General features: G+C 64.7%; 19 protein-coding genes. 12 read left to right on the forward strand and 7 right to left on the reverse strand.

The genetic code is table 11. The features are described 5' to 3' along the window. Positions 1–29 precede the first annotated feature (29 nt). Positions 30–401: a hypothetical protein gene (locus tag JMY28_RS13435; protein WP_236596847.1), complete on the reverse strand. Its 372-nt coding sequence runs from the start codon at positions 399–401 to the stop codon at positions 30–32. A gap of 356 nt (positions 402–757) precedes the next feature. Here JMY28_RS13435 and JMY28_RS38905 point away from each other — a divergent pair, with 356 nt between their 5' ends. Next, complete coding sequence (locus tag JMY28_RS38905) at positions 758–1,291, forward strand: hypothetical protein (RefSeq protein WP_236596848.1); 534 nt, start codon at positions 758–760, stop codon at positions 1,289–1,291. A 23-nt stretch (positions 1,292–1,314) separates the two neighbouring features. Then, on the forward strand, positions 1,315–2,709 hold the full coding sequence (locus JMY28_RS13445) for an MFS transporter (protein ID WP_201696428.1): 1,395 nt from the start codon (positions 1,315–1,317) through the stop codon (positions 2,707–2,709). A gap of 151 nt (positions 2,710–2,860) precedes the next feature. On the opposite strand, the gene cobA is transcribed toward JMY28_RS13445, so the two are convergent. Then, entirely contained in the window at positions 2,861–3,658 is a 798-nt protein-coding gene (cobA, locus tag JMY28_RS13450) for a uroporphyrinogen-III C-methyltransferase (protein WP_201696429.1), read from the reverse strand. Positions 3,659–4,276: 618 nt separating this feature from the next. Here cobA and nirB point away from each other — a divergent pair. The 3 genes from nirB to JMY28_RS13465 all read left to right on the forward strand — a co-directional run bounded on the left by nirB (position 4,277) and on the right by JMY28_RS13465 (position 11,508). Then, positions 4,277–6,853 (forward strand): nitrite reductase large subunit NirB, encoded by a 2,577-nt coding sequence (gene nirB, locus JMY28_RS13455; protein WP_201696668.1) that lies wholly within the window; start codon positions 4,277–4,279, stop codon positions 6,851–6,853. A 29-nt stretch (positions 6,854–6,882) separates the two neighbouring features. After that, positions 6,883–7,230, forward strand: coding sequence for a nitrite reductase small subunit NirD (gene nirD, locus JMY28_RS13460; RefSeq protein ID WP_201696430.1), 348 nt, complete (start codon positions 6,883–6,885; stop codon positions 7,228–7,230). 72 nt (positions 7,231–7,302) lie between these two features. Further along, positions 7,303–11,508 carry a bifunctional nitrate reductase/sulfite reductase flavoprotein subunit alpha gene (locus tag JMY28_RS13465; RefSeq protein WP_201696431.1) on the forward strand — a complete coding sequence of 1,402 codons (4,206 nt, stop codon included), beginning with the start codon at positions 7,303–7,305 and terminating at the stop codon, positions 11,506–11,508. On the opposite strand, the gene JMY28_RS13470 is transcribed toward JMY28_RS13465, so the two are convergent. Beyond that, positions 11,462–11,764, reverse strand: a complete 303-nt coding sequence (locus JMY28_RS13470) for a hypothetical protein (protein ID WP_201696432.1) — start codon at positions 11,762–11,764, stop codon at positions 11,462–11,464. The genes JMY28_RS13465 and JMY28_RS13470 overlap by 47 nt on opposite strands. 182 nt (positions 11,765–11,946) lie before the next feature. Here JMY28_RS13470 and cynR point away from each other — a divergent pair, with 182 nt between their 5' ends. Beyond that, positions 11,947–12,843 carry a transcriptional regulator CynR gene (gene cynR, locus JMY28_RS13475; RefSeq protein ID WP_236596849.1) on the forward strand — a complete coding sequence of 299 codons (897 nt, stop codon included), beginning with the start codon at positions 11,947–11,949 and terminating at the stop codon, positions 12,841–12,843. Positions 12,844–12,908: 65 nt separating this feature from the next. On the opposite strand, the gene JMY28_RS13480 is transcribed toward cynR, so the two are convergent. Continuing rightward, a complete protein-coding gene (locus JMY28_RS13480; protein WP_201696434.1) occupies positions 12,909–14,297 on the reverse strand; it encodes an alkaline phosphatase family protein in 1,389 nt (462 codons plus the stop codon). A 611-nt stretch (positions 14,298–14,908) separates the two neighbouring features. On the opposite strand from JMY28_RS13480, the gene ilvD reads away from it, so the two are divergent. Next, positions 14,909–16,768 (forward strand): dihydroxy-acid dehydratase, encoded by a 1,860-nt coding sequence (gene ilvD, locus JMY28_RS13485; RefSeq protein ID WP_201696435.1) that lies wholly within the window; start codon positions 14,909–14,911, stop codon positions 16,766–16,768. 136 nt (positions 16,769–16,904) lie between these two features. Here ilvD and JMY28_RS13490 read toward each other — a convergent pair whose 3' ends face one another. Then, positions 16,905–19,148: an NADP-dependent isocitrate dehydrogenase gene (locus JMY28_RS13490; RefSeq protein WP_201696436.1), complete on the reverse strand. Its 2,244-nt coding sequence runs from the start codon at positions 19,146–19,148 to the stop codon at positions 16,905–16,907. Positions 19,149–19,580: 432 nt separating this feature from the next. On the opposite strand from JMY28_RS13490, the gene JMY28_RS13495 reads away from it, so the two are divergent. Further along, the gene (locus tag JMY28_RS13495; protein ID WP_201696437.1) at positions 19,581–19,997 is read left to right on the forward strand and encodes a MarR family winged helix-turn-helix transcriptional regulator; all 417 of its coding nucleotides are present in this window, start codon (positions 19,581–19,583) and stop codon (positions 19,995–19,997) included. Positions 19,998–20,057: 60 nt separating this feature from the next. Then, on the forward strand, positions 20,058–20,306 hold the full coding sequence (locus tag JMY28_RS13500) for a hypothetical protein (protein WP_201696438.1): 249 nt from the start codon (positions 20,058–20,060) through the stop codon (positions 20,304–20,306). Positions 20,307–20,337: 31 nt separating this feature from the next. Here JMY28_RS13500 and JMY28_RS13505 read toward each other — a convergent pair whose 3' ends face one another. Further along, entirely contained in the window at positions 20,338–21,162 is an 825-nt protein-coding gene (locus JMY28_RS13505) for an alpha/beta fold hydrolase (RefSeq protein ID WP_201696439.1), read from the reverse strand. A gap of 260 nt (positions 21,163–21,422) precedes the next feature. Next, positions 21,423–22,331, reverse strand: coding sequence for a LysR family transcriptional regulator (locus JMY28_RS13510; RefSeq protein ID WP_201696440.1), 909 nt, complete (start codon positions 22,329–22,331; stop codon positions 21,423–21,425). 117 nt (positions 22,332–22,448) lie between these two features. On the opposite strand from JMY28_RS13510, the gene JMY28_RS13515 reads away from it, so the two are divergent. The 3 genes from JMY28_RS13515 to leuD are packed head-to-tail and all read left to right on the forward strand — an operon-like array spanning position 22,449 to position 25,412. Further along, entirely contained in the window at positions 22,449–23,327 is an 879-nt protein-coding gene (locus JMY28_RS13515; protein ID WP_201696441.1) for an alpha/beta fold hydrolase, read from the forward strand. A 35-nt stretch (positions 23,328–23,362) separates the two neighbouring features. Next, positions 23,363–24,781 (forward strand): 3-isopropylmalate dehydratase large subunit, encoded by a 1,419-nt coding sequence (gene leuC / locus JMY28_RS13520; RefSeq protein WP_201696442.1) that lies wholly within the window; start codon positions 23,363–23,365, stop codon positions 24,779–24,781. Continuing rightward, on the forward strand, positions 24,774–25,412 hold the full coding sequence (leuD, locus tag JMY28_RS13525) for a 3-isopropylmalate dehydratase small subunit (RefSeq protein WP_201696443.1): 639 nt from the start codon (positions 24,774–24,776) through the stop codon (positions 25,410–25,412). The genes leuC and leuD overlap by 8 nt, the downstream gene beginning before the upstream one ends. The last annotated feature ends 11 nt before the right edge of the window (positions 25,413–25,423 follow it).

Consider the following 25,423-nt stretch of genomic DNA (forward strand, 5'->3'; position numbering starts at 1 on the left):
GGCGCGATTCTGATTCTTGTTCGCATGCCTCAATGTCCCGGACCACTCGACGGCACGCAACTGAGAATGAGTCGATCGCCTTTGCCCGCACCGGCAGCCAGCACGGCGTTGTGGAATTCATGGCCGCCGCAGCGCCACTCGGCGAGATAGTCATTGTGACAGCCGCCTGATTGCGCGGCGATGACCGACACCGGATAGCTGCAGGTTCGCAAACCGTCGCAATGCTCGGCGAGATCGCGCGTGACATTCCCGCGTGGCGCGCCACAGTTGCTGCCGTAAGTGCCGGCGACGATGTCGATCGTCGCTTCGTTCGAGGCGGCTGCCGCAGACGAGATCGGGAGGCCGCCAAGGGTGCCGGCTACCCATGCGCCCGCCGCGAGGGCGACTGCGGTTGGTTTCATGACGCACCTCCCAAGGCGGTTTTGTGTAGGCGCGCGAGCGTGGCCTCCGATCCATGTTTACAACTTAGTGCGGTCGCGGCGAAGGGCAAAACGGTGCCCGGCGATGGTGCGGGGCTTCGCTGCAGTGCACCAGCAGCAGTCATCTGAAGCACACGATTGGTGGCGCTCCGCTCGTCTGGGCCACTCGGGTCATGTGGGCCGCCTGAACGGTGAAAGCCGCGTCAGCCGGGCATTGCGCGGGTGTGCGCACAACGCTTGCTTAGTAGGTGGCACACGTATTGCTTTGTCACTGCCGGGGCCAATGACGGCTCCAATGAATTGCATCATCGTCCCGCCGTACGCGGGATCATTCGATCATGCGGGGCAACGGCGTCCCGAAGCGGCACTCCACGGCACAGCGTGCGTGGCAGGTGCCCTTCGGGACGCTTTTTTTATGTGCTTCGCTCAGAGCGCCCTGGTCTGGCGAATCCTTGTTGACACAATTTGCACTACTAAAGATGAACATGCGGGAAACGACACCTGGCATCTCTGCGGAAATCGTCGGCGAGCTTATCAATCTGGCCGGGCGCCAGCGCATGCTCTCGGCGTACCAGGACGAATTGCGCAGCGTGGAAGCGGTGGCGTCGAAGCGCCAGGCCGCGATTGTCGATGAACTCGCCGCCATTTCCCTGCGCGCAAATATCGTCGCGCTCAATGCACGGGGGGCGGCCGCACGCGCCGGCCAGTTCGGCCGCGAATTCGCGGTGATCACGGCGGAGCTGGCGCACGTGTTAGGCGAAATGGACCGGCTCGTTCAGCGCGTAGTCGGCAAGCCCGAAGCGCGTGACAGCGCGTCCGAAAGACATTCTGGATTCCGAAATCAACGGATGCATGCCCGCGTTGCGGGTTGAAATCCACTATTGGGGAGAACCTCGTGAAAGACCTGGTAAGTTCGCTCAAGAGCGGTAACTGGCGCGCGCTGATCGCGTGCTTCCTGTACTTCGACACCGGCTTCACGGTGTGGGTGATGTTCGGCCCTCTCGCGCCTTTCATCCAGAAGGACATTGCGATGACGCCGGCCGAACTGGGCCTGCTCGTGGCGGTGCCCGTGCTCGGCGCGGCGATTTTGCGCGTGACGCTCGGCAATCTGTATCAAGCCTACGATGGCCGCCGTGTCGCGCTGATGGGCATTGCGCTCTCCGCCATCCCCGCTGCCGTGCTGTTGATGATGCCGGGCACGCCGTCCTATACCTTGCTGCTCGTGCTTGGCGTGCTGCTCGGCGTAGGCGGCGCGAGTTTCGCCGTGGCGCTGCCGATGGCGGGCAGCAACTATCCGCCGAAGGTGCAGGGCCTCGTGCTGGGCCTCGCCGCGGCCGGCAATATTGGCGCCGTGCTCGACGGCTTCCTCTTTCCGGGTCTCGCGAGCCACTATGGCTGGGCGCGCGCCACGGGCGCGGCGCTGCCGCTGCTCGCGCTCGCCGCGACGGCCGTGACCTTTTGGGCCCGCGACCTCGGCAAGAAGTCCGGCAGCGCGCTGCAGGCACTTCGCTCGTTCGGTATTACGCTCGCCGGCCTGATCGCGCTCGTGCTCGCCGTGCACGCTGGCGTGTTCGGCGCGGGCAAGACCGGTGTGCTGCTGCTGCCGGTGTTCGGCGCGCTGCTCGCCATTGCCGTGCTGCCGCGACACTATCGCGCGGTGCTGACCGAAGGCGACACGTGGGTCGTGATGCTCGTGTACAGCATCACGTTTGGCGGCTTTGTCGGCATGTCGTCCTATATCTCGACGCTGCTTATTTCGCTCTACCAGGTACCCAAACTCGAAGCCGGGGTGGTGATGTCGCTGCTCGCGCTGACCGGCGCGATGGTGCGCCCGCTCGGTGGCCTGATCGCCGATCGCATTTCGGGCGTGCGTGCGCTCGTGGTACTGCTGGCCGCGATCTCGGTGTGCGACTTTGCCTTCGCGCTGTGGATGCCGCCGTTCGCCGCTGGCATTGCGCTGCTTGCCTTCACCTACGTGTGTTTCGGACTTGGCAACGGCGCGACGTTCCAGCTTGTTCCGCGCCGCTGGCAGGGCCGTACCGGGCTGATGTCGGGCATCATCGGCGCGGCAGGTGGCATCGGCGGTTTCTATCTGCCTGTCATCATGGGCATTGCTAAAGAAAGCACCGGCAGCTACCAGATGGGCTTCGCGACGTTCGGCGTGATCGCCGCGGCCGCGTTCGGTCTGGTGGTGCTTCACCGCGCACGCTGGCTCGAATGGGCGCTGCCGCAAGAGCATGCGATGGCGCCGACTGTCGTGCAGGGTGCTCAAGCGAGCGCAAGCCATTAAGGCATAGCGGCCCGCGCCTGAGTGACGGGCCGCGATAACCGCACGACGATCTTGCCGACGGCGCGGTTGCTTTCCAGCAGGTAATGCGCTTTCCTGAGTTCGTCGAACTCCGAGGTGCCGGCGCGAAGCAATGAAGAGGCTCACGACACGCTTACGCGCTTAGTCGTTGCGCTTCGATTGGCATATCGTGCGAGTGCATGCCGAACGACGCAGTTGAAGCTGCGAACGAAGCCGCCTCGCCAATCGCGTTGCCCACGAGAATGATGGCGGGGCTGCCAAGGCCCGCCGCGCGAGCGTGAGCCGCGATCGTGCCGAGCGTGCCCGTTACGCGGCGCTCGTTCGGGCTCCCCGCCCACTGCGCGACGGCTGCGGGCGTCGCCGTGGAGAGTGCGTTGACGAGGGTCGCGCACAGCGATTCGATCCGGCTCATACCCATATAGATGGCGAGTGTCATGCCCGTCGCGGCGAGTGCCTGCCAGTCAGGCTCGCTGTGGTCGCGCAGATGCGCCGTCACGAAGATCACACCCGGGCTACGATCGCGGTGCGTGAGCGAGACGCCCAGGCCCGCCGCCGCCGCGAACGCCGAAGACACGCCGTTCACGATCTCCACCGTCACGCCCGCCTTACGTAATGCCGCGAGCTCTTCCCCTGCGCGGCCAAACAGCAGTGCGTCACCGCCTTTCACGCGCACCACGTGCAGGCCCCGGCGCGCGTATCGCTGCATCAAGCGCTCGATGAAAGCTTGCGGCGTGGAGCGGCAGCCGCCTCGCTTGCCCACACGGATCACGTGAGCCTGCGGCGCGAGCGTACCGATTTCCGGGTTCGCGAGATCGTCGAGCAGCACGACGTCGGCGCTCGCGAGCACCTTCGCAGCCTTCAGGGTGAGGAGGTCGAGATCGCCCGGACCTGCGCTCACCAGCGTGACCTTGCCTTCGTTGCCCGTCGTCATCGTCGTCTTCCTTTCGTATTGCGCGCCCCCATGTTGGGAACGGCAAAAAACAAATGGCGTCCGCTCGCCGCTTGCGACGAGGGGACGCCATTGTCCGGTTAGCTCGAATCGAGGTGCGCGCAGCGCGCGACACCTGGTTGCATCGCCCGGCGACATTGCCGGACGTTCGGATTCACGCAAGTTCCAGACCAGCTTGCGCGCACTCGCACCGCCCCCGCGCTAGCGGGACGCCTCCCGATTGACAACGCCGCAACCCGCACGCCCATGGCGCACAGCGAATGTGCTGCACGGCACCAATCTTGTGCCGGCCTGCATCACGATGCACGCGCCGGCGCAGTACCGGAAGTGCCGAACGTCAGTCGCCGAAGTCCGCCAGGCGGGGCGTTGCGCCGGATGCGCGCAAATTGGCACAGTGCTTGCGTATTGCTTCGCAGCAAGTGCCATAGCGAATCAATGGGGATTCGGCCGCAAGCAGCAGCGCGGCGCACAAGGGTTTCGTATTCAGGGCAACGGCGTCCCCCGAATCCGGCTTCGCGAGAAGCTGGAATCGCGGGACGCCTTTTTTATTGGCAGAGGCTCATGGTGCAAGCAACGAACGAAGTGAACAGCTCGGCCGCGATGGAGATCGTCGTCGTCGGCCATGGCATGGTGGGCCACAAATTCCTCGAATGCATCCTTGCGGACGGCGCGCCCAACGCGCGCGTGACCGTGCTCTGCGAAGAGCCGCGTCCCGCTTACGACCGCGTGCACCTCTCCGAATTCTTCGCGGGCAAGTCGGCGGACGATCTCTCGCTCGTGGCGCCCGGCTTCTTCGATCGCGAGAACGTGCGCCTCGTGCTCAATGCAAAGGCGGTGTCGATCGATCGCGAGGCGCGCACAATTATGGCGTCCAACGGCGAGACGCTTGCGTACGACAAGCTCGTGCTGGCCACCGGTTCCTCGGCGTTCGTGCCGCCCATCCCGGGCAACGACCGCGCCGATTGCTTCGTCTACCGAACCATTGCCGATCTGGAAGCGATGCAGACGCGCGGCGCGCACGCGAAGTCGGGCGTGGTGGTGGGCGGTGGCCTGCTCGGCCTCGAATGCGCGAAAGCCCTGCGCGACCTGGGCCTCGATACGCACGTAGTGGAATTTGCGCCGCGCCTGATGGCGGTGCAGGTGGACGACGACGGCGGCCGCATGCTGCGCGGCAAGATCGAAGAACTCGGCGTGAGCGTTCATACGCAGAAGAACACCCTGGCGATCGTGGATGGTGAAACGGCCGCCAACCGCATGCAGTTCGCCGACGGCACGCACCTCGACGCCGACATGATCGTGTTCTCGGCCGGCATTCGTCCGCGCGACGACATCGCCCGCGCCTGCGGCCTCGATATCGGCGCGCGCGGCGGCATCGTGATCGACGACCACTGCCGCACGAGCGACGCGAACATCTACGCCATCGGCGAATGCGCGCTGTGGCAAGGCCAGATCTTCGGGCTCGTCGCCCCCGGCTACGATATGGCGCGCATCGCAGCCAGGACGCTGGCAGGCGTTGCTTCGCACTTCGCGGGCGCCGACATGAGCACCAAGCTCAAGCTGATGGGCGTCGACGTGGCGAGCATTGGCGACGCCCACGGCAAGACGCCCGGCAGCCGCTCGTACCGTTACGCCGACGAGCGCCGCCAGGTCTACAAGAAGATCGTGGTGTCCGATTGCGGCAAGAAGTTGCTCGGCGCGGTGATGGTGGGCGACGCGAGCGAATACGGCACGTTGCTGCAGATGATGCTCAACGGCATCGAGCTACCCGAGTCGCCCGAATTCATGATCCTGCCGCAGGCCGACGGCCGGGCCAAGCCTGCGCTCGGCGTGGAAGCGCTACCCGAAGCCGCGCAGATCTGCTCGTGCAACAACGTTTCGAAGGCCGAAATATGCGCGGCCGTGCGCGACGGCGCGACGACCATCGCCGCCGTGAAGGGCGCGTGCAATGCCGGCACGTCGTGCGGTGGCTGCGTGCCGCTCGTCACGCAGATCATGAAGTCGGAGATGAAACGTCAGGGTCTCGCCGTCAACAATCACCTGTGCGAGCACTTCCGTTATTCGCGCCAGGAGCTTTATCACATCGTGCGCGTGGAAGGCATCAAGACCTTCGGCGAACTGCTCGCGAAACATGGCAACGGACTCGGCTGCGATATCTGCAAGCCGGCCGTGGGCGGCGTTCTCGCGTCGTGCTGGAATGAATTCGTGCTGAAGAAGGAGCACGCGAGCCTGCAGGACTCGAACGACTACTACCTCGCCAACATTCAGCGTGACGGCACGTATTCCGTGGTGCCGCGCATGCCGGGCGGCGAGGTCACACCCGAAGGTTTGATCGCTGTGGGACAGGTGGCGAAGAAGTACGGCCTCTACACGAAAATCACGGGCGGCCAGCGCGTGGACCTCTTTGGCGCGCGCGTCGAGCAGTTGCCTTTTGTCTGGGAAGAACTGATCGCAGCGGGCTTCGAATCGGGGCACGCCTACGGCAAGGCCTTGCGGACGGTGAAGTCGTGCGTGGGCTCGACGTGGTGCCGCTACGGCGTGGGCGACTCGGTGGGCTTCGCGATCGAACTCGAGAACCGCTATAAAGGCCTGCGCGCGCCGCACAAGATCAAGTTTGGCGTGTCGGGCTGCACGCGTGAATGCGCGGAGGCGCAAGGCAAGGATATCGGCATCATCGCAACCGAGAAGGGCTGGAACCTCTACGTGTGCGGCAACGGCGGCATGAAGCCGCGCCATGCAGAACTGCTCGCTTCCGATCTCGATCAGGCCACGCTGGTGCGCTACGTCGACCGCTTCCTCATGTTCTACGTGCGCACGGCCGACCGCCTGCAGCGCACAAGCGTGTGGCGCGATAACCTCGAAGGCGGCCTTGAGTATCTGATCGACGTGGTCGTGCACGACAAGCTGGGCCTTGGCGCCGAACTCGAAGCGGAAATGCAGCTCGTGGTGGACACCTACGAATGCGAATGGAAGAAGGCCGTGACCGATCCTGAAACGCGTCGCCGCTTCCGGCACTTCGTCAATAGCGACGCGGGCGACCAGCACGTCACTTTCATTGAAGAGCGCGGCCAGATCCGGCCGGCTACGCCGCAGGAGCGCACGCAAGCTCCGCAAGCAGCGCCGCATTTCAAGCGACATGATGCGCTGGCCGGGATTCCCGTAGTCGTCGAAACCGTCTGATTCCCCTTCATCGAACCGAGGAGTACGAAATGAGCAACGAACATAGTCAAGGCAACTGGGTTCCCGTCTGCACGCTCAGCGATATCGTGCCGAACACCGGCGTGTGCGCACTCGTGAAGGGCGAGCAGGTCGCCGTGTTCCATGTCGACGACGGCGGCACGCGCGTGTACGCCATCGGCAACTACGATCCGAACTCGCATGCAGCGGTGCTTTCACGCGGGCTCGTGGGCAGCTTTGGTGAGCGTATCGTGGTGGCCTCGCCCATTTACAAGCATCACTTCGATCTCTCCACCGGCGAATGCATCGAAGCACCGCAGCATTCGGTCGACGCGTTTCCCGCGCGCGTGGAAAACGGTCAGGTCTGGGTTGCAGCCTGACATGACGAAGGCGCGGCGAGCACGTAGCGCCGCGCGCCCTGAATCTGTTACCAGCTGAGATCGATCGACCGCATGAGCAGCGAGAGCGTAAAAAGCGTTTGCCCGTACTGCGGCGTAGGCTGCGGGATGATCCTGCACGTCGAGGACGGTCAGGTCGCGAAGATCTCCGGCGACGCCGAGCATCCGACCAACTTCGGCCGCCTCTGCACGAAGGGTTCGTCGGCGCACGTGGCGCTGCGCAAGTCGGGGCGGCTCGAGCGCGCCTTCGTGCGCCACGCGCGCGACGAGGACCCGGTGCCGCTGCCGCTCGCACAAGCGATCGCAGATACGGCGCGCCGCCTGCGCTCGACGCTCGACACACACGGTCCCGACGCTCTCTCGTTCTACGTCTCCGGGCAAATGTCGATCGAGGCGCAGTATCTCGTGAACAAGCTCGCTAAGGGCTTCGTGCGCACCAATAACATCGAGTCGAATTCGCGTCTGTGCATGGCGAGCGCGGGCAGCGGCTACAAGCTATCCCTTGGCGCGGACGGCCCGCCGGGCTCGTACCAGGACTTCGACAAAGCCGACCTGTTTTTCGTGATCGGCGCGAACATGGCGGACTGCCATCCAATCCTGTTCCTGCGCATGATGGACCGCGTGAAGGCGGGCGCGAAGCTCATTGTGGTGGACCCGCGCCGCACGGCGACCGCGGATAAGGCTTCGCTCTTTCTGCAGATCGCGCCGGGCACCGATCTCGCGCTACTCAATGGCCTGCTTCATCTGCTGCATAAGAACGGCCAAACGGACGCGGACTTCATTGCACAGTACACCGAAGGTTGGGATGCGATGCCCGCCTTTCTCGAAGACTACACGCCGGAAAAGGTCGCTGAAATCACGGGCCTGGCCGTTGACGACATTCTCCGCGCCGCACAGATGATTGGCGTTGCGCCCGAGTGGATGAGCTGCTGGACGATGGGCCTGAACCAGAGCACGCACGGCACCTGGAGCACGAATGCGATCTGCAACCTGCATCTTGCGACGGGGAAGATCTGCCGGCCGGGCAGCGGGCCGTTTTCGCTCACCGGCCAGCCGAACGCGATGGGCGGACGCGAGATGGGCTACATGGGACCGGGCCTGCCGGGCCAGCGCACGGTGCTCGCGGAAGACGACCGCGCGTTCGTGGAAGCCGCGTGGGGCGTCGCGCCCGGCACGCTGCCCGCGAAGGTGGGCGGCGGCACCATCGACATGTTCTCGCGCATGGCCGCTGGCGAGATCAAGGCATGCTGGATCATTTGCACGAACCCAGTCGCGAGCGTCGCGAACCGGCAAACCGTGGTGGCGGGTCTGAAGGCCGCCGAGCTGGTGATCGCCCAGGACACTTTTCTGGACACCGAAACGAATCAGTACGCCGACGTGCTGCTGCCCGGCGCGCTCTGGGCCGAAGCCGAGGGCGTGATGATCAACTCCGAGCGCAACATGACGCTCATGCAGCAGGCCGTTGAACCGCCGGGCGAAGCGCTGCCCGACTGGCAGATCATCGCGCGCGTGGCCTGTGAGATGGGTTTCGCAGAGGCGTTCAGCTACGAAAGCGCCGCCGAAGTATTCGACGAAATCGTGCGGTTTACGAACCCCAAGACGGGCTACGACCTGCGTGGCGCGAGCCACGCGAAGCTGCGCGAAACACCGCTGCAATGGCCCATCGCACCGGATGCCACGAGCGATCGCAATCCGCTGCGCTATGTGAACGACGGCGTGAGCCAGACGCTCAAGGAAAACGCGGATGGCACGCGCCCTCGCATCGCTTTCGCCACGCCGCACGGCAAGGGCGTGTTCTTCGGCCGTCCGCACGTGGCGCCTGCAGAACTGCCCGATGGGACGTTCCCCGTTGTGTTCAACACGGGCCGGCTCCAGCACCAGTGGCACACCATGACGAAGACCGGCAAGGTGCCGATGCTCAACAAGCTCAACCCGGGGCCTTCCGTCGAAATTCATCCCGAGGACGCTGCAGCGCTCGGCATCGTGGCGAAGGATCGCGTGGAAGTGCGCTCGCGCCGCGGGCGGGTGGTGCTGCCCGCCGTGGTGACCGAGCGCGTGCGTCCCGGCAACTGCTTCGCGCCGATGCACTGGAACGACGTGTACGGCGAGGAGCTTTGCGTGAACGCGGTCACGAGCGATGCGATCGACCCCATTTCCCGGCAGCCCGAATTGAAGTTCTGCGCAGTCGCGCTCTCGCGCGTCGGTCCGGAATCCGCACCGCGCGAGACCACACGCACCCCGGATGCCGCCTCTGCCGAGTTTCATGCAAGCGCGTCGCAAGACGTCAACCCGTCTCAGGAACACGACATGTCCCGTATCGATGCCTTTTCGACGCTACTCGGTCTCGACGACGTCGCCGCGCCGCAACTTGGCGACGCGGAGCGTCAGTATCTTGCGGGCTTTGTCGGCGGCCTGCGCTCGCTGAAAGCGGGCGAGCCCGTTGGCGTGCCCCTGCTGCCCGCGCACGCGCCGTTTTCCGCGGGCACGCGCGTATGGATCGACGGGCTGCTGGCGGGCCTTTTTAGCCGCACCGAGACCGGCCATGGCGCGCGCGCGGCTGTGCTGGGCGCGCCTAGCACGTCCATCACGTCGACCACGCCCGAGGAAAAGCCGCATGGCGTGCGCATCGCTCACACGCGCCCGAAGGTCCTGTTGCTCTGGGCCTCGCAGACGGGCAACGTCGAATCGCTCGTCGAGCGCTACGCGACGCAGCTGATGGAATCGGGCTTCGAAATCCGCACGGCTTGCATGGCGGACTACACGCTCGCATCCCTCGAAAAGGTACAGTACGTACTCCTGATGACGAGCACGTTCGGCGACGGCGATGCACCCGACAACGGCGAGGCCTTCTGGAGTGGGCTTGCATCGGACACTGCGACGCGTCTCGCTTCGCTGCGCTTCTCGGTGCTCGCCTTCGGCGACCGCAACTACGACGCGTTCTGCGGGCACGGCCGCAAGCTCGACGCGCGGCTCGAAGCGTTGGGCGCGAAGCGCCTCATGGAGCGCGTGGATTGCGATAGCGACTTCCGGGCGGCGGCCGATGGGTGGCTCGAACGCATCGTCGCGCGCATCAAGGAGGAGGACGCGGCGCTGCACGCGGTGCCCGCCGGCGGGTCGATCCCCGAGGTGCTCCCCGGCTGTGCCGCGACCAGGGCGCGCCCGGCCGCCTCGCGGCTCCTGGAGAACGTGCGCCTGAACACGAAGGGCGCGACGAAGGACACGCGCTACTTCTCGCTGGCGACGGGCGAGGCGGGTCTCGACTACGAGGCGGGCGACGCGTTGGGCGTGTGGCCCACCAACTGCCCCGCGCTCGTCGGTGAATTGCTCGGGCTCACGCACCTCGCCGCCGAGACGCCGGTTGCGGTGAGCGGCCAAGGCGAGATGCGCCTTGGCGAAGCGCTTGGCAAGCACTACGAGATCGCCCGGCCCAGTCCGGACGCGCTTGCCTTCATCGCATCGCGCACGCGCTCGCGCGGTCTCGCTGAACTGCTGGACGACACGCGCAAGGGCGATCTGCGCAACTGGCTTTGGGGCCAGCAGCTCGCCGACGTGTTGCACGAATACCCCGTCGACCTTTCGGCCTCCGAACTGCTCGGCATGCTCAAGCGCTTGCAGCCGCGGCTCTATTCGATTTCGTCGAGCCCGAAGGCGCACGCAGGCGAGGTGCATCTGACCGTTTCGGCGCTGCGCTACAACAACGGCCGCCGCGAGCGCAAAGGCGTCGCTTCGACCTTCCTCGCCGATCGCGCGCACGAGGGCAGCGTGCCCGTGTTCGTGCAGAAGAGCACGCATTTCCGGCCGCCGCGTAGTGGCGACACGCCGATGATCATGGTTGGCCCCGGCACCGGAGTCGCGCCATTTCGCGCCTTCCTGCACGAGCGGCAAGCACGCGGCGATACGGGGCGCAACTGGCTCTTCTTCGGCGAGCAGCACGCGGCAACCGACTTCTACTACCGCGATGAAATGGAGCAGATGCGTAAGGACGGCCACCTCGAGCGGCTCGACCTCGCGTTTTCGCGCGACCAGAGCGAGAAGGTCTACGTGCAGGACCGCATGCGGGAGCAAGGCGCGCAGCTATGGGCGTGGCTACAGGAAGGGGCGCACCTCTACGTGTGCGGCGACGCGAGCCGCATGGCGAAGGACGTGGACGCAGCGCTGAGGGAAGTGGTGTCCGGCCACGGCGGCATAAGCGCGGAGGCCGCACACGACTACGTCAGTGCGCTCGGACGGGACAAGCGCTACGTGCGCGACGTCTATTGAAGGAGCGCGGCGCGGCTGCTTCGTGCAGGCGCTTCACCGGCTGGCCGCCTGCCCTCCATGTTTGCAGCGCGCGCGAGCGGCGCGTGCGCGCATGGCCCGAGGTCTCGAAACTTTCATCTTCATCGCCGAGCCCGGCATAAAGGCCGCCGCGTCCGCCCTTGGCCGCAACGGGCTCGGGCAGCAGGATGGCCGCGAGGAACGTCAGGCACGAGCCTGCGAACACGGCCACGACGCTCAGCGAGATCGACTCGAACATCCGTTTGCTCCCCGGTAGAATGGTGCCCGGCGGGCGATGCCGCGCTCAGTGCGCACCGCATCGCCGCCATCGCAAACCATTTTGCGCACGGCGCGCGCCCACGTCCAAGACGATATTCGGATCGTCACGATAAGCGCGCCTTATGAAACAAATCCGGAGACATTCGGGAGGCAGCCATCTTGATGCTTCGCTCGATACGCTACGTGCTCACCGTGGCGGAGTTGAAGAATTTCACGCGCGCAGCCGAAGTGCTGCACGTTTCGCAGCCGGCGCTCTCACAACAGATCCGCCAGCTTGAAAACGATCTCGGCGGCGCGCTGTTCGACCGCAGCGGCCGCGCCATCAGTCTCACCGAATTCGGCCGCGTGTACATCGAGCATGCGCGCCAGGCGCTAGCGCATCTGGACGCGGGCAAGCGCGCGCTGCACGAAGTGCGCGACCTCACGCGCGGCCTGTTGCGGCTCGCCTATACGCCCACTTTTGCGGAATATCTGATTGGCCCCGCGTTGTGCGGCTTTCGCGAAGCGCACCCGGCCATCGTGCTCGAAGTGAGCGAGCTGCCGCTGGAAGACATCGAAGGGGGACTCGAGCGTGACGAACTCGATCTCGGCATTGGCTTCACGGATGTGCGCTCCGATGAAATCGAAGTGCGTCCGCTCTTTGCCGAGCACATGGCGCTGCTCGTGGCCACGCGTCATCCGCTCGCGCGACGCCGCGCCGAGGTGACGGCGGACCAGCTCGCGGCGATGCCGCTTGCGCTACTGAGCCCTGACTTCGTGGTGCGCCGCTTCGCCGATGCTTATTTCCGCGCGCACCAGTTGATTCCGCGCGTGATGCTGGAGGCCAACTCCGTAGGCACGGTGCTCAAGCTCGTGAAGGACGGTACGCTGGCCACGCTGCTGCCTTCGGCCGTGCTGCGCGAGCATCGCGGGCTCGTCGCACTGCCCGTGACGCCGGTGTTGCCGCAGCGTACCGTCGCGTTGCTCAGGCGGCGGCATGCGTCGATCACGCTCGCCGCGAACGCATTCTCCGACGTGGTGCTCGGCCTGATCGCGCAGGAGGGGCTGGGCAAAGGCTAAGGCTAAGGCGGCCGCGCGCCCTCATGGTTGCTCAAGCGGTTGCTCAAACGGTTGCTCGAGCTTGCTCAGGCTTCAGGTGACGAAAGCAGGTTGTGGAAAAAGTCCACCGCATGCTGGCGGGTCGACATCGACCCGAGCGTAGCCGCCGGGTCGAGACCGGAGCGTCGCGCCGTGCCGCTCACGAGGCTCTTTTGCAGATCGTTGAGCGGCCGGGCGAGATTGGTTGCGATGAAGCCGGAGGCAGGCGGCGCGGCGATTGCCGGCAGCTCGGTGCGCGGCGTGTCGAGCGTGAGCAACGGTGCGAGCGTGGGGGCCGCCGCCACACGCTTGCTCGCGAGCATGTCGGTCGGTGCGATGTCGAGCCAGTCGCGCAGGGTGGCGAGGATCGACGTGTGGTCGTAGGGCGTAGCGCCGGACGAGCGGAACACGGTGCCCGGCGCGATCCAGGGCGAGACGACCACGGCCGGCACGCGCACGCCAAAGCTGTCGAAGCCGAAGTTCTCGTCGCCCGGGTTGCTCGCGGCATCGGGCGCTACGGCGTTGGCAGGTGGCAACACGTGGTCGTAGGTGCCACCGTGCTCGTCGTAAGTGATCACGAGCAGTGTTTCGAGCCACGCGGGCGACGTGCTCAGTGCGTGCCAGATGTCGTAGAGAAAGCTTTCGCCCGCATAGACGTCATGCGGCGGGTGCTGGTCGTTGGGGTCGAGCAAAAAGCGCGGCTCGATGAACGAATACTGCGGCAGCGTGTTGTTCTGGCAGTCCGAGACGAAAGCGCTGAAGCGCTGGAAGTTCGGCTTATATTTAGCATCCCATAGCGTTGGGAACATCGTGAGCGTGAGCGACGGCGCGACGAGCGCGGCGCTGTACACGGCCCAACTCGCGCCCGTGTCGCCCAGCACGTTGAAGATGGTGCGAACCTGCCACTCGAACGGATCGGGCGGGGTGCCGTTGTCGACGTGGCCGTTCGACGTACCCGCGTGGGCGAACGCACGGTTCGGCCAGGTCTGGCTCGGCACGGAGGCGAACCAGGCGTCCGAGACGGCGTACTCGCGCGCGAGCGTGGAAAGCACCTTCAACTGATCCGGGCTGTGGCACTGCATGACCTGGCTTGCGTCTGTCGTCGCGGTCGTTTCGTAGTCTTGCACGAATCCCGACATGGGCGCGGCGCCTGCCGCGCTGCCGAGCAATTGAACGCGTACGTTCGCGAACGTTTCCTGCGGATCGGGGTCGGGCAGCGTGGCGGTGGAGGCCGGTGTGGTCACGAGGATGGTGCCGCCCGCTTTCGTCGGATTGCCAAGACCCGCCTTCAGGCCGTCGAATGGATGCTCAGCGCTGGCGGCGGGCAGGAAATGCGCAGGACTGCTGCCGTTCGTGTACAGGCCGCCGAGCATCGTATCGAACGAGCGGTTTTCGAACATCACAACAACGACGTGCTTGATGTTCTGCATCGACATGGTCCTCTCCGTCACGCGGGTCTGACGCAGAGTATTGGTGCAGCCATGCGATTTCGGCAAGGTTCGGGAACCCTGGGAGGCACCTGGTGATGCCCTACGCGCCCCTAGCGCATCCTCACGCGCCAGATTTCATGCCCTGCGCAGATCGCCAGAAAAACGCCCAGCAGAATCGCGGCGACCGCCGCCGACTGATCTCCGGCGCTTGCCAGTGCGCGCAGCCAGAGGTGCACTCCCGCGCCCGTCGCAACGAGCCCAAGCGCGAGGCCTGTGACTGCCAGAGTCGCGCGTCGCCGCGCATGATGCCAATGATTCATATCGCTCCCCGAGGTGCTTGCGTTTGTGCGTCTACAAGACGCTGTACGGGAACGATACGCCGCCAGAATTCACGCGACATCTGCCGTCAATAATGTGCGACGGCCGGGGCATGCAAGGCGCGTATGAAGCGGCCATGAAAACCGTCGAAACCGCCGTGGACAGCGCGACGCCGAGGCCTGTGGGATAATTGCAGAGTTTGCCCAGAGCGCAGCTCAAGAGGTTGTTCGCAAGGGCGTGCGTGGGGCCTTTATTCCCGTGGCCCGCTTCCTTTCTGCGATTTTTCTTCTACAGCCACAATGCCCGCATACCGTTCCAAAACCTCCACCGCCGGCCGCAACATGGCAGGTGCGCGCTCCCTCTGGCGCGCCACCGGCATGAAAGACGAAGACTTCGCCAAGCCGATTATCGCGGTCGTCAACTCGTTCACCCAGTTCGTTCCTGGCCATGTGCACCTGAAAGACCTTGGCCAGCTCGTTGCGCGCGAAATCGAAGCCGCGGGCGGCGTGGCCAAGGAATTCAACACGATCGCTGTCGATGACGGCATCGCCATGGGCCACGACGGCATGCTGTATTCGCTGCCGAGCCGCGACATCATCGCGGATTCGGTGGAATACATGGTCAACGCGCACTGTGCCGACGCCATGGTCTGCATCTCGAACTGCGACAAGATCACCCCGGGCATGCTCATGGCCGCCATGCGCCTGAACATTCCCGTGATCTTCGTCTCGGGCGGCCCGATGGAAGCGGGCAAGACGCGCCTGGCGAACCCCGTCACCAAGGCCATCGAAGTCAAGAAGCTCGACCTGATCGACGCCATGGTGATCGCGGCGGATAGCAAGTACTCCGACGCCGAAGTGGCCGAAGTCGAGCGCTCGGCCTGCCCGACGTGCGGTTCGTGCTCGGGCATGTTCACGGCCAACTCCATGAACTGCCTGACCGAGGCGCTGGGCCTGTCGCTGCCGGGTAACGGCACCGTGGTCGCCACGCACGCGGACCGCGAACAGCTCTTCAAGCGCGCCGGCCGCCGCATCGTCGAACTCGCGCGCCAATACTACGAGCAGGAAGACGAGCGCGTGCTGCCGCGCTCGGTGGGTTTCAAGGCGTTCGAAAACGCCATGACGCTCGACATCGCCATGGGTGGCTCGACCAACACGATCCTTCACTTGCTGGCCATTGCGCAGGAAGCCGGCATCGACTTCGGCATGACCGACATCGACCGCCTTTCGCGCGTCGTGCCGCAGCTGTGCAAGGTCGCGCCGAACACGAACAAGTACCACATCGAAGACGTGCACCGCGCTGGCGGCATCATGGCGATCCTCGGCGAGCTGGAGCGCGCGGGCAAGCTGCACACCGATGTGCCGACCGTGCACACGCCGACGCTCGGCGACGCGCTCGAACAATGGGATATCAAGCGCACGCAGGACGAAGCGGTCAAGACGTTCTACATGGCCGGTCCGGCTGGCGTGCCCAGCCAGGTCGCGTTCAGCCAGAACACCCGCTGGCCGAGCCTCGACTCGGATCGTGCCGAAGGCTGCATTCGCTCGTATGAGCACGCGTTCTCGAAGGAAGGCGGCCTTGCCGTGCTGACGGGCAACATCGCGCTCGACGGCTGCGTCGTGAAGACGGCCGGCGTGGACGACAGCATCCTCGTGTTCGAAGGTACGGCGCACGTGACCGAGTCGCAGGACGAGGCGGTGGAAAACATCCTCGCCGACAAGGTCAAGGCCGGCGACGTGGTGATCGTGCGTTATGAAGGTCCGAAGGGCGGCCCCGGCATGCAGGAAATGCTCTACCCGACGAGCTACATCAAGTCGAAGGGCCTCGGCAAGGCGTGCGCGCTGCTGACCGACGGCCGTTTCTCTGGCGGCACCTCGGGCCTCTCGATCGGCCACTGCTCGCCGGAAGCGGCAGCGGGCGGCGCGATCGGCCTCGTGCGCGACGGCGACAAGATCCGCATCGACATTCCGAACCGCACGATCAACGTGCTGGTCTCGGACGAGGAACTCGCACGCCGCCGTGAAGAGCAGAACGCCCGCGGCTGGAAGCCGGTGAAGGCGCGTCCGCGCAAAGTGTCGGCGGCGTTGAAGGCGTACGCGAAGCTTGTGATGTCGGCAGACAAGGGCGCCGTGCGCGACCTCTCGCTGCTCGACGACTAAGCCATGAGTGCGAGGCGGGCCGCGTGGCTCGCCTTGCAGAAGAAGGGCAAAAAAAATCGAGCCTCCCGAGTGATCGGGAGGCTCGATTCATTTGGTGGAACGTCCCCCGCGCAAGCGCAGGGGAGGGTTCCATCACTTACTTCGCAGCGGATGCGAGTGCGGCGTTGAACGTCGCGCTCGGGCGCATGACTTCAGCGAGTTTCGCGAAGTCCGGCTTGTAGTAGCCGCCGATGTCGACCGGCTTGCCCTGAACGGCGGCCAGCTCGCTCACGATCTTCTGCTCGCTTTCTGCCAGCGTTTTCGCGAGCGGCGCGAAGCGAGCGGCGAGTTCCGCGTCGTCCTTCTGTGCGGCCAGCTCTTGCGCCCAGTACATCGAGAGGTAGAACTGGCTGCCGCGGTTGTCCAGCTCGCCGGTCTTCGGCGACGGGCCCTTGTTGTTGTCGAGCAGCTTGCCGGTGGCGGCGTCGAGCGTCTTCGCGAGCAGCTTGGCGCGCGCGTTGTTCGTCTTGATGCCGAGGTCTTCCAGCGAGACGGCCAGCGCGAGGAATTCGCCGAGCGAGTCCCAGCGCAGGTGGTCTTCCTGAACCAGCTGCTGCACGTGCTTCGGCGCCGAACCACCCGCGCCCGTTTCGTACATGCCGCCACCGGCCATCAGCGGAACGATCGACAGCATCTTCGCGCTGGTGCCCAGTTCCATGATCGGGAACAGGTCGGTCAGGTAGTCGCGCAGGATGTTGCCGGTGACCGAGATCGTGTCCAGGCCGCGGATCACGCGCTCGAGCGTGTAACGCATCGCACGGACTTGCGACATGATCTGGATGTCGAGGCCGTTCGTGTCGTAATCCTTCAGGTACGTCTCGACCTTCTTGATCACTTCGTTTTCGTGCGGACGGTACGGGTCGAGCCAGAACACGGCCGGCGTGCCCGAGTTCTTCGCGCGCGTGACAGCGAGCTTGACCCAGTCGCGGATCGGCGCGTCCTTCACGAGGCACATGCGCCAGATGTCGCCTTGCTCGACTGGCTGCGTGAGCGCTTCGAGCACTTCGCCCGTGGTGTTGTCGACGATGCGTGCCGTGCCGTCCTGCGCGATCTCGAACGTCTTGTCGTGCGAACCGTACTCTTCAGCCTTCTGCGCCATGAGGCCGACGTTCGGCACCGTGCCCATCGTGCGCGGGTCGAATGCGCCGTTGGTCTTGCAGAAGTTGATGATTTCCTGGTAGATGCGCGCGAACGTGCTTTCCGGAATCAGGCACTTCGTGTCGGCCGGACGGCCGTCGGCGCCCCACATCTTGCCGCCTGCGCGGATCATGGCCGGCATCGAAGCGTCCACGATCACGTCGTTCGGTGCGTGCAGGTTCGAGATGCCCTTGGCCGAGTCGACCATGGCGAGCGCCGGACGGTGCTCGTGGCACGCGTGCATGTCGCGAATCACTTCTTCGCGCTGCGATTCCGGCAGCGTTTCGATCTTCGTGTAGAGATCGACGAGGCCGTTGTTGACGTTCACGCCGAGCTGTTCGAAGAGCTTGGCGTGCTTCGCGAACGCGTCCTTGTAGAACGTGCGCACGGCGTGGCCGAACACGATGGGGTGCGAGACCTTCATCATGGTCGCCTTCACGTGCAGCGAGAGCATGACGCCGGTCTTGCGCGCGTCTTCCATCTGGTCTTCGTAGAAGGCCAGCAGCGCATTCTTGCTCATGAACATGCTGTCGACGATTTCGCCGGCTTGCAGCTTGACCTTCGGCTTGAGCACGATGGTTTCGCCACTCTTCGTGACGAGCTCCATGCGGACTTCACGATCCTTGTCGTTCGTGATCGACTTTTCGCCGTGATAGAAGTCGCCGTGCTTCATGTGCGCGACGTGGGTGCGCGAAGCCATGCTCCACTCGCCCATGCTGTGCGGGTGCTTCTTGGCGTAGTTCTTCACCGCGAGCGGTGCGCGGCGGTCCGAGTTGCCTTCGCGCAGCACCGGGTTCACGGCCGAGCCGAGGCACTTCGAATAACGCTTCTGGATCGCCTTTTCTTCGTCCGTCTTCGGATCTTCGGGGAAGTCAGGGACTTTGTAGCCCTTGCCCTGGAGTTCCTTGATCGCGGCGACGAGCTGCGGCACCGATGCGCTAATGTTCGGCAGCTTGATGATGTTCGTTTCCGGCAGCTGCGTGAGACGGCCCAGTTCGGCCAGATTGTCAGGCACGCGCTGTTCTTCCGTGAGGAATTCCGGGAACTCGCCGAGGATACGGCCCGCAACGGAGATATCGCTGGTCTCGACGTTCACGCCGGCCGGCGCAGCGAAGGTGCGGATGATCGGCAGAAACGCGCTGGTGGCGAGCAGCGGCGCTTCATCGGTCAGGGTATAGATGATGGTGGGTTGCTGGGTACTCATCGGCTTCTTGGCGGGGTTCAAAAACGGGGTGGTAACACCACCGGCTGCGCGCAGTCGGCGAAACACCTGGATTTTGCCTGAATTTGCAGCGGGCCGGGGGCCAACCGTGCATGTATTTCATATCGTGGAAAGCAGTTGCGCAATGTTAATTGACCAGAAAATCAGCGCGTTTGCCTTGATCGGCCGGCCGCGCGCTGAAAACGTTTCCGCGCTGAAACCCCGTTGCATAAGGCTTTGCAGGCTGATACCGATGATTCGATCGCCGCTCTGAGGTTTTGTTGATCGTACCCTTGATAATGTGTCAAGCTGGTAAAGACCCTTGTGAAAACAGAAGTGAATCGGGGAGTCTTATATAAGAATTTTGCTCGGTAAGGCTCGCTGAAGCTCATGATAACGGTTGCCTTGCTAATCAATTCGTGGTCTGATTGCCTCATGTTCGATCACTGCCTTTACTTCAATTCGTCGGCGCTCGCGCGGCTCGTCGAGCGCGAGTGGAGCGCCGCTTACGCGCCGTTCGGCCTCACGCCCGCGCAAGGTTTCGTGCTGCGCGTCGTGCTGGCGAAACCCGGGTGCCTTGCGAGCGATGTCGCGCAAACGCTCGGCATTGCGCGGCCCACGGCTACGCGTCTCGTGGACAACCTGTGCGAGAAGGACCTGCTCGAGCGCCGCCAGGGCGAGGCCGACGGCCGCGAATGGGGACTCTTTCCCACGGCGAGCGGCGCGGCGCTCGACGGCCCGATCAACGGTGCGAGCGCCGAAGTCGCGCGCCGCTTGCGTGCGCAAGTGGGCTCGGACCTGTTCGAGTCGGCGGTCACCGGCATGCGCAAGATACGCAAAGGACTCGCGTAAGGCGTTCGCGCCTTTTTGAACATCCAATGATTGTCTTGCTAATCAATAAGGAGAAGAACGATGAACGAAGCGGCGCTAAAAGGGACGGGGGAAGAAGCTTGGCGCTGGGCGATTGGCGTGGCGATCGCCGCGCTGGCGGTGGGCGGCGTGATTGCGGCGATCGTCGTGATGCCGCGTGCCGTGGAGGCGAACAACCGCGCGTGCATGGCGGCCTATGCCAACGATCTGCACGCGGATCTCGCGGCGTTCGCGCAAGACCCGGCGTGGCAGGCGCAATACGTCGAGGCGCTCACGGCGTGCGCGCGTTGAAGCACGCTAAGCGCGCACGCCGCGCACCTTGTTACTTGCGATTGAGGAACGCGAGCAGATCGGCGTTGACCTGATCGGCCATCGTCGTGCACATACCGTGCGGGCCGCCCGGGTAGATCTTGAGCGTGGCGTCCTTCACGATTTTCGCGGAGAGCTTGCCCGCGTCGTCGATCGGCACGATCTGGTCGTCGTCGCCGTGCAGGACCAGCGTGGGCACGTCGAACTTCTTGAGGTCTTCCGTGTAATCGACTTCGGAGAACTCGTGCACGCAGTCATGCAGCGCGAGGATGCCGCCCCACATGCCCTGTTGCCAGAACGACTCGATCACGCCCTGCGATACCTTCGCGCCGCTGCGGTTGTAACCGTAGAACGGGACGGCCAGGTCCTTGAAGAACTGCGAACGGTCGTCGATCACGCCCTTGCGGATGCCGTCGAACACATCTTTGGGCAGGCCGCCCGGATTCTTCTCGCTCTTGATCATGATGGGCGGCACCGCGCCGATCAGCACCGCGCCCGACACGCGCTCCGTGCCGTGGCGGCCGATATAGCGCGCGACTTCGCCGCCGCCGGTGGAGTGGCCAACGAGCGTGGCGTCCTTCACGTCGAGCTTGTCGAGCAGGTCGGCGAGGTCGTCGGCCCAGGTGTCCATGTCGTTGCCTTTTGCGGGCTGATCGGAGCGGCCGTGGCCGCGGCGGTCGTGCGCGATCGTGCGAAAGCCGTTTTGCACGAGAAAGAGCATTTGGGCGTCCCAGGCGTCGGCCGTGAGCGGCCAGCCGTGGGAGAAAACGACGGGCCGGCCGCTGCCCCAATCCTTGTAATAGATCGACGTGCCATCGCGGGTGGTGAAGGTGCTCATTGGAAACTCTCCAGTTTCTAACTACGGCATCACGAAGCAGACAGACGCCGACGCGCATGCCCGCGCAATCGAACTTCGCGCGGCGGTTTGGGACGGCGTCCAGGGGTGGGCCAAGCGGGTGGAACGTGCCGGAACCTGCGCGTCATGGAAAGAGGCGGAAGGCACGCAAAGCAGTATAGAGAGAACACCTGATCGATGACGCGAGGGTGCGCGGCCCTGCATCGCAGATGTTTGCCGAGCTTCGGCGCCACGGCGCGTGGCTACGCCGTGTCCTCGCCGAGCGCATCGCGCAGATATTCGCCGAGAAACTCGACGAAACTGCGCAGCTTCGCCGAGAGCTTGTTGCGCTCGAGATAGATCGCGTGAATATCGGCGTTCGGCAGCGCCCATTCGGCAAGCAGCGGCACGAGTTCGCCACGCGCGATGTGCTCGCCGATCTCCCACTGCGAGCGCACGACGATGCCGCGTCCGTCGAGCGCCCAGCGCAGTACGGTGCTGCCGTCGTTGCTGGAGAGCGCGCCGTCGACCTTCACGGTTTCCGCGCGCTTGCCCCGCGAAAAATGCCAGGTGCCGTATGCCGAGTCGTTTTCGCGCAGCACGATGCACGCGTGGCGCGTCAGATCGTGCGGCGCCGATGGCTTGCCATGCCGCTTCAAATACGCCGGTGACGCACACACGATGCGACGGTTCTTCAGCAGCAGACGTGCGTTGATGCGCGCGTCGGGCACCTCGCCGAAGCGGATGCCGAGATCGAAGCCCTCTTCTTGCAGGCTGAGCGGCCGCTCCGTCAATTGCAGCTGAATTTTCATCGAGGGAAACCGCTCGACGTAAGCGGACACCGCGGGCGCGACGTGCGCGCGGCCAAAACCGAACGACGCGTTCACGCGCAGCAGCCCGGCCGGTTCGCCGCGGCTGCGCGTAACGAGTTGTTCCAGCTCCGAGAGTTCGTCGAGGATGCGCGAGCCGTTCGCGAGATAGAGCTCGCCTTCCGGCGTGAGCGCAAGGCGCCGTGTGGTGCGGTTCACGAGCCGCACGCCAAGGCGCTGCTCCAGTTGCGCGAGACGCTTGCTCACAGCGGGGGGCGTGACGCCCAGTTCGCGCGCCGCGGCCGCCAGGTTGCGGTTGCGCGCCACGAGCGCAAAGAGATTCAGATCGGAAAACGCGTCCATCGCGCTGCTCCCGTTGTCGTGCGTGATTCGTTCCTGAAAGTTACGACCGGATTGCTTTTGTGGAAACCCAATCGCTCAAGGCATCAATTAGACTGCATGCAACCTCGGGAGACAAGCATGTTCGAAGGTTTCATCAACGCGTCGGCAGACATCGAAGGCGTTCGCATTCACGCAATCAAGGGCGGACGTGGCCCCGCGCTGCTGCTCCTGCACGGCCATCCGCAAACGCACGCCATCTGGCATAAGGTGGCGCCCACGCTTGCGCAACACTTCACGGTCGTCGCCGCCGACCTGCGCGGCTACGGTGACAGCGGCAAGCCGCAGGGCACGCTCGACCACGCCAACTACTCGAAGCGCCGCATGGCGCTCGATCAGGTTGCGCTCATGCGCGGCCTCGGCTTCACGTCGTTCGCGGTCATGGGCCACGACCGGGGCGGCCGCGTCGCCGCCCGCATGGCGATCGATCATCCAGACGCGGTCACGCAACTCGTTACGCTCGACGTCGCGCCAACCGTCGCGATGTACGAGCAGACGTCGTTCGAGTTCGCGCGCGCTTACTGGCACTGGTTCTTTCTCGTGCGCCCGGCGCCGTTTCCGGAAACGCTGATACGCGCCGACCCCGATCTGTATCTGAAGCAGACCATGGGCGCGCGCAGTGCGGGCCTCGCGCCATTCACGCCCGAGGCCTACGCGGAGTATTTGCGCTGCCTTAGCGACCCTGCGACCGCACATGGAATCTGCGAGGACTATCGGGCGTCGATCACGATCGACCTCGAACACGACCGCGCGGATCTGGCGGCGGGCAAGCGCATCGAGTGTCCGTTCCTCGCGTTGTGGGGGGCGCAGGGCGCGGTTGGCCAGTGCTTCGATCCGCTCGCGGAGTGGCGTAGCTGGAACGCGAGCGTAAGCGGCGAGGCGCTGCCGTGCGGCCACTACATCGCAGAAGAAACGCCGCAGTTGCTCCTCGAACGCGTGCTGCCGTTTCTTCAGCGCTGATTCGTTCGTTCGTCATTTTTTAGTCGGGCTTCGTCATGTCCTCACAAACGTTTTACCGGAAACTGGTTGATTCGCACACCGTATCGATCATCGACGCCGAGCACGTTCTGCTCTACGCCGATCTGCACATCATGAACGAGTACACGAGCCCGCAAGCGTTCGCGGGCTTGCATGAGAAGGGCTTGCGCGTGCGCCGCCCGCGCCAGCAGATGGGCGTGGTCGATCACGTGATTCCCAGCAAGCCGGTGCCCGTGGCCGCGCGCACGATCGAGATCGTCGATGCCGCGAAGCAGGCCACGAACTTCACGCGCAACTGCGTGGAGCAGGGCATTCATCTGTTCGATATCCACGACCCCATGCAGGGCATCGAGCATGTGGTCGCGCCCGAGATCGGTCTGATTCGTCCCGGCATGGTCGTGCTGTGCGGCGACAGCCACACGACGACCTATGGCGCACTGGGCGCGCTTGGTTTCGGCATCGGAACCTCGGAAGTCGAACACGTATTGGCGACGCAGACGCTCGTGTACCGCGTCGCGAAGGACATGCGCATCGTCGTGGACGGCGCGCTGCCGCCGGGTACGACGTCGAAGGATCTCGTGCTGCACATCATTGCGAAGATCGGCGCGCAGGGCGCACGCGGCTACGCCGTGGAATATGCGGGCGAAGCGATCGACGGGCTCTCCGCCGAGGCGCGCATGACCTTGTGCAACATGACCGTGGAGGCGGGCGCGCGCGCCGCGCTGATCGCGCCCGACCGCACGACGCTCGACTACGTGGCCAGCAAGGTCCGCGATCTCGATGCAAAGACACTCGATGCCGCGTGCAATGCGTGGTCGCAACTGCGCTCCGATGACGACGCGCATTTTGATATCGAGCATCGCTTCGACGCCGCGCGCGTCGCGCCTTACGTGACATGGGGCACGAGCCCGGATCAGGCGTTGCCGGTGGACGGCCGCATTCCCAAAGTAGCCGAAGGCGCGGGACTCGACGCCGCGACGCTGCACAAGGCGCTCGATTACATCGGTCTCGCCGAAGGGGCGCCGATCGAGGGCACGCCGATCGACCGCGTGTTCATCGGCTCGTGCACGAACGCGCGCATCGAGGATCTGCGCGCCGTCGCCCAGGTCGTGCGCGGCCGCAAGGTGGCCCCGACGGTGCGTGCGATGGTCGTGCCGGGTTCGGGCATGGTGCGCGACCAGGCCGAGCGCGAAGGCATTGCGCAGACGCTGATCGACGCGGGGTTCGAGTGGCGTCAGCCGGGCTGCTCCATGTGCCTCGCGATGAACGACGACGTGCTCGCGCCGGGCGAGCGCTGCGCCTCGACGACGAACCGCAATTTCGAAGGGCGCCAGGGGCGCGACAGCAAAACGCATTTGATGAGCCCCGCGATGGCTGCTGCCGCCGCGCTTGCGGGCCGCATCGTCGACATTCGCAAGGAGCTTGCACATGACTAAGCCGTTCATGATCTCGGGCATTGCCGCACCGCTGCCCGTCAACAACCTCGATACCGATCAGATCATGCCCAAGCAGTTTCTGCTCGGCATCGACAAATCGGGGCTCGCGCGCGGGCTGCTGTACGACTTGCGTTTCGATGCCGATGGCCGCGCGCGTGAGGCTTTCGTGCTGAATCGCCCTGAATATCGCGGCGCGAAGGTGCTGATCGGGGGCTCGAACTTTGGCTGCGGATCGAGCCGCGAACACGCCGTGTGGGGCCTGCAGCAGGCGGGTTTCGAAGCTGTGATCGCGCCGGGTTATGGCGAGATCTTCTACTTCAATTCGACGAACAACCGGCTGCTCCTCGTTACGCTGCCGCCGGAGCAGGTCGAGGCGCTGGTCGCTGAGATCGCGAGCGGCGACGACAAGCACGTATCGATCGATGTCGACAACGAAGTCGTGATCGCGCCTTCGGGACAGCGCTATGCGTTCTCGATGCCGCCGCGCCAGAAGCAGATGCTTGTGGACGGGCTCGACATGGTCGGCATGACACTGCGCCAACAGGAAGCGATCGACGCGTTCGAGGCGAAACATTGGGCAGCGCAGCCGTGGTGCCGCATCGATTTACCGGCGCAGCAGCAGCGCGGTTAGTACCTCATTCA

The sequence above is a fragment of the Paraburkholderia hiiakae genome (assembly GCF_904848665.1).
GTDB lineage: Bacteria > Pseudomonadota > Gammaproteobacteria > Burkholderiales > Burkholderiaceae > Paraburkholderia > Paraburkholderia hiiakae.

Bases quoted from the DNA above. Each gene is read 5' to 3' on its own strand.
- JMY28_RS13435 (WP_236596847.1), bottom strand. From the start codon at position 401: ATGAAACCAACCGCAGTCGCCCTCGCGGCGGGCGCATGGGTAGCCGGC.
- JMY28_RS38905 (WP_236596848.1), top strand. From the start codon at position 758: ATGCGGGGCAACGGCGTCCCGAAGCGGCACTCCACGGCACAGCGTGCG.
- cobA (WP_201696429.1), bottom strand. From the start codon at position 3,658: ATGACGACGGGCAACGAAGGCAAGGTCACGCTGGTGAGCGCAGGTCCG.
- nirB (WP_201696668.1), top strand. From the start codon at position 4,277: ATGGAGATCGTCGTCGTCGGCCATGGCATGGTGGGCCACAAATTCCTC.
- nirD (WP_201696430.1), top strand. From the start codon at position 6,883: ATGAGCAACGAACATAGTCAAGGCAACTGGGTTCCCGTCTGCACGCTC.
- JMY28_RS13465 (WP_201696431.1), top strand. From the start codon at position 7,303: ATGAGCAGCGAGAGCGTAAAAAGCGTTTGCCCGTACTGCGGCGTAGGC.
- JMY28_RS13470 (WP_201696432.1), bottom strand. From the start codon at position 11,764: ATGTTCGAGTCGATCTCGCTGAGCGTCGTGGCCGTGTTCGCAGGCTCG.
- cynR (WP_236596849.1), top strand. From the start codon at position 11,947: ATGCTTCGCTCGATACGCTACGTGCTCACCGTGGCGGAGTTGAAGAAT.
- JMY28_RS13480 (WP_201696434.1), bottom strand. From the start codon at position 14,297: ATGTCGATGCAGAACATCAAGCACGTCGTTGTTGTGATGTTCGAAAAC.
- ilvD (WP_201696435.1), top strand. From the start codon at position 14,909: ATGCCCGCATACCGTTCCAAAACCTCCACCGCCGGCCGCAACATGGCA.
- JMY28_RS13490 (WP_201696436.1), bottom strand. From the start codon at position 19,148: ATGAGTACCCAGCAACCCACCATCATCTATACCCTGACCGATGAAGCG.
- JMY28_RS13495 (WP_201696437.1), top strand. From the start codon at position 19,581: ATGTTCGATCACTGCCTTTACTTCAATTCGTCGGCGCTCGCGCGGCTC.
- JMY28_RS13500 (WP_201696438.1), top strand. From the start codon at position 20,058: ATGAACGAAGCGGCGCTAAAAGGGACGGGGGAAGAAGCTTGGCGCTGG.
- JMY28_RS13505 (WP_201696439.1), bottom strand. From the start codon at position 21,162: ATGAGCACCTTCACCACCCGCGATGGCACGTCGATCTATTACAAGGAT.
- JMY28_RS13510 (WP_201696440.1), bottom strand. From the start codon at position 22,331: ATGGACGCGTTTTCCGATCTGAATCTCTTTGCGCTCGTGGCGCGCAAC.
- JMY28_RS13515 (WP_201696441.1), top strand. From the start codon at position 22,449: ATGTTCGAAGGTTTCATCAACGCGTCGGCAGACATCGAAGGCGTTCGC.
- leuC (WP_201696442.1), top strand. From the start codon at position 23,363: ATGTCCTCACAAACGTTTTACCGGAAACTGGTTGATTCGCACACCGTA.
- leuD (WP_201696443.1), top strand. From the start codon at position 24,774: ATGACTAAGCCGTTCATGATCTCGGGCATTGCCGCACCGCTGCCCGTC.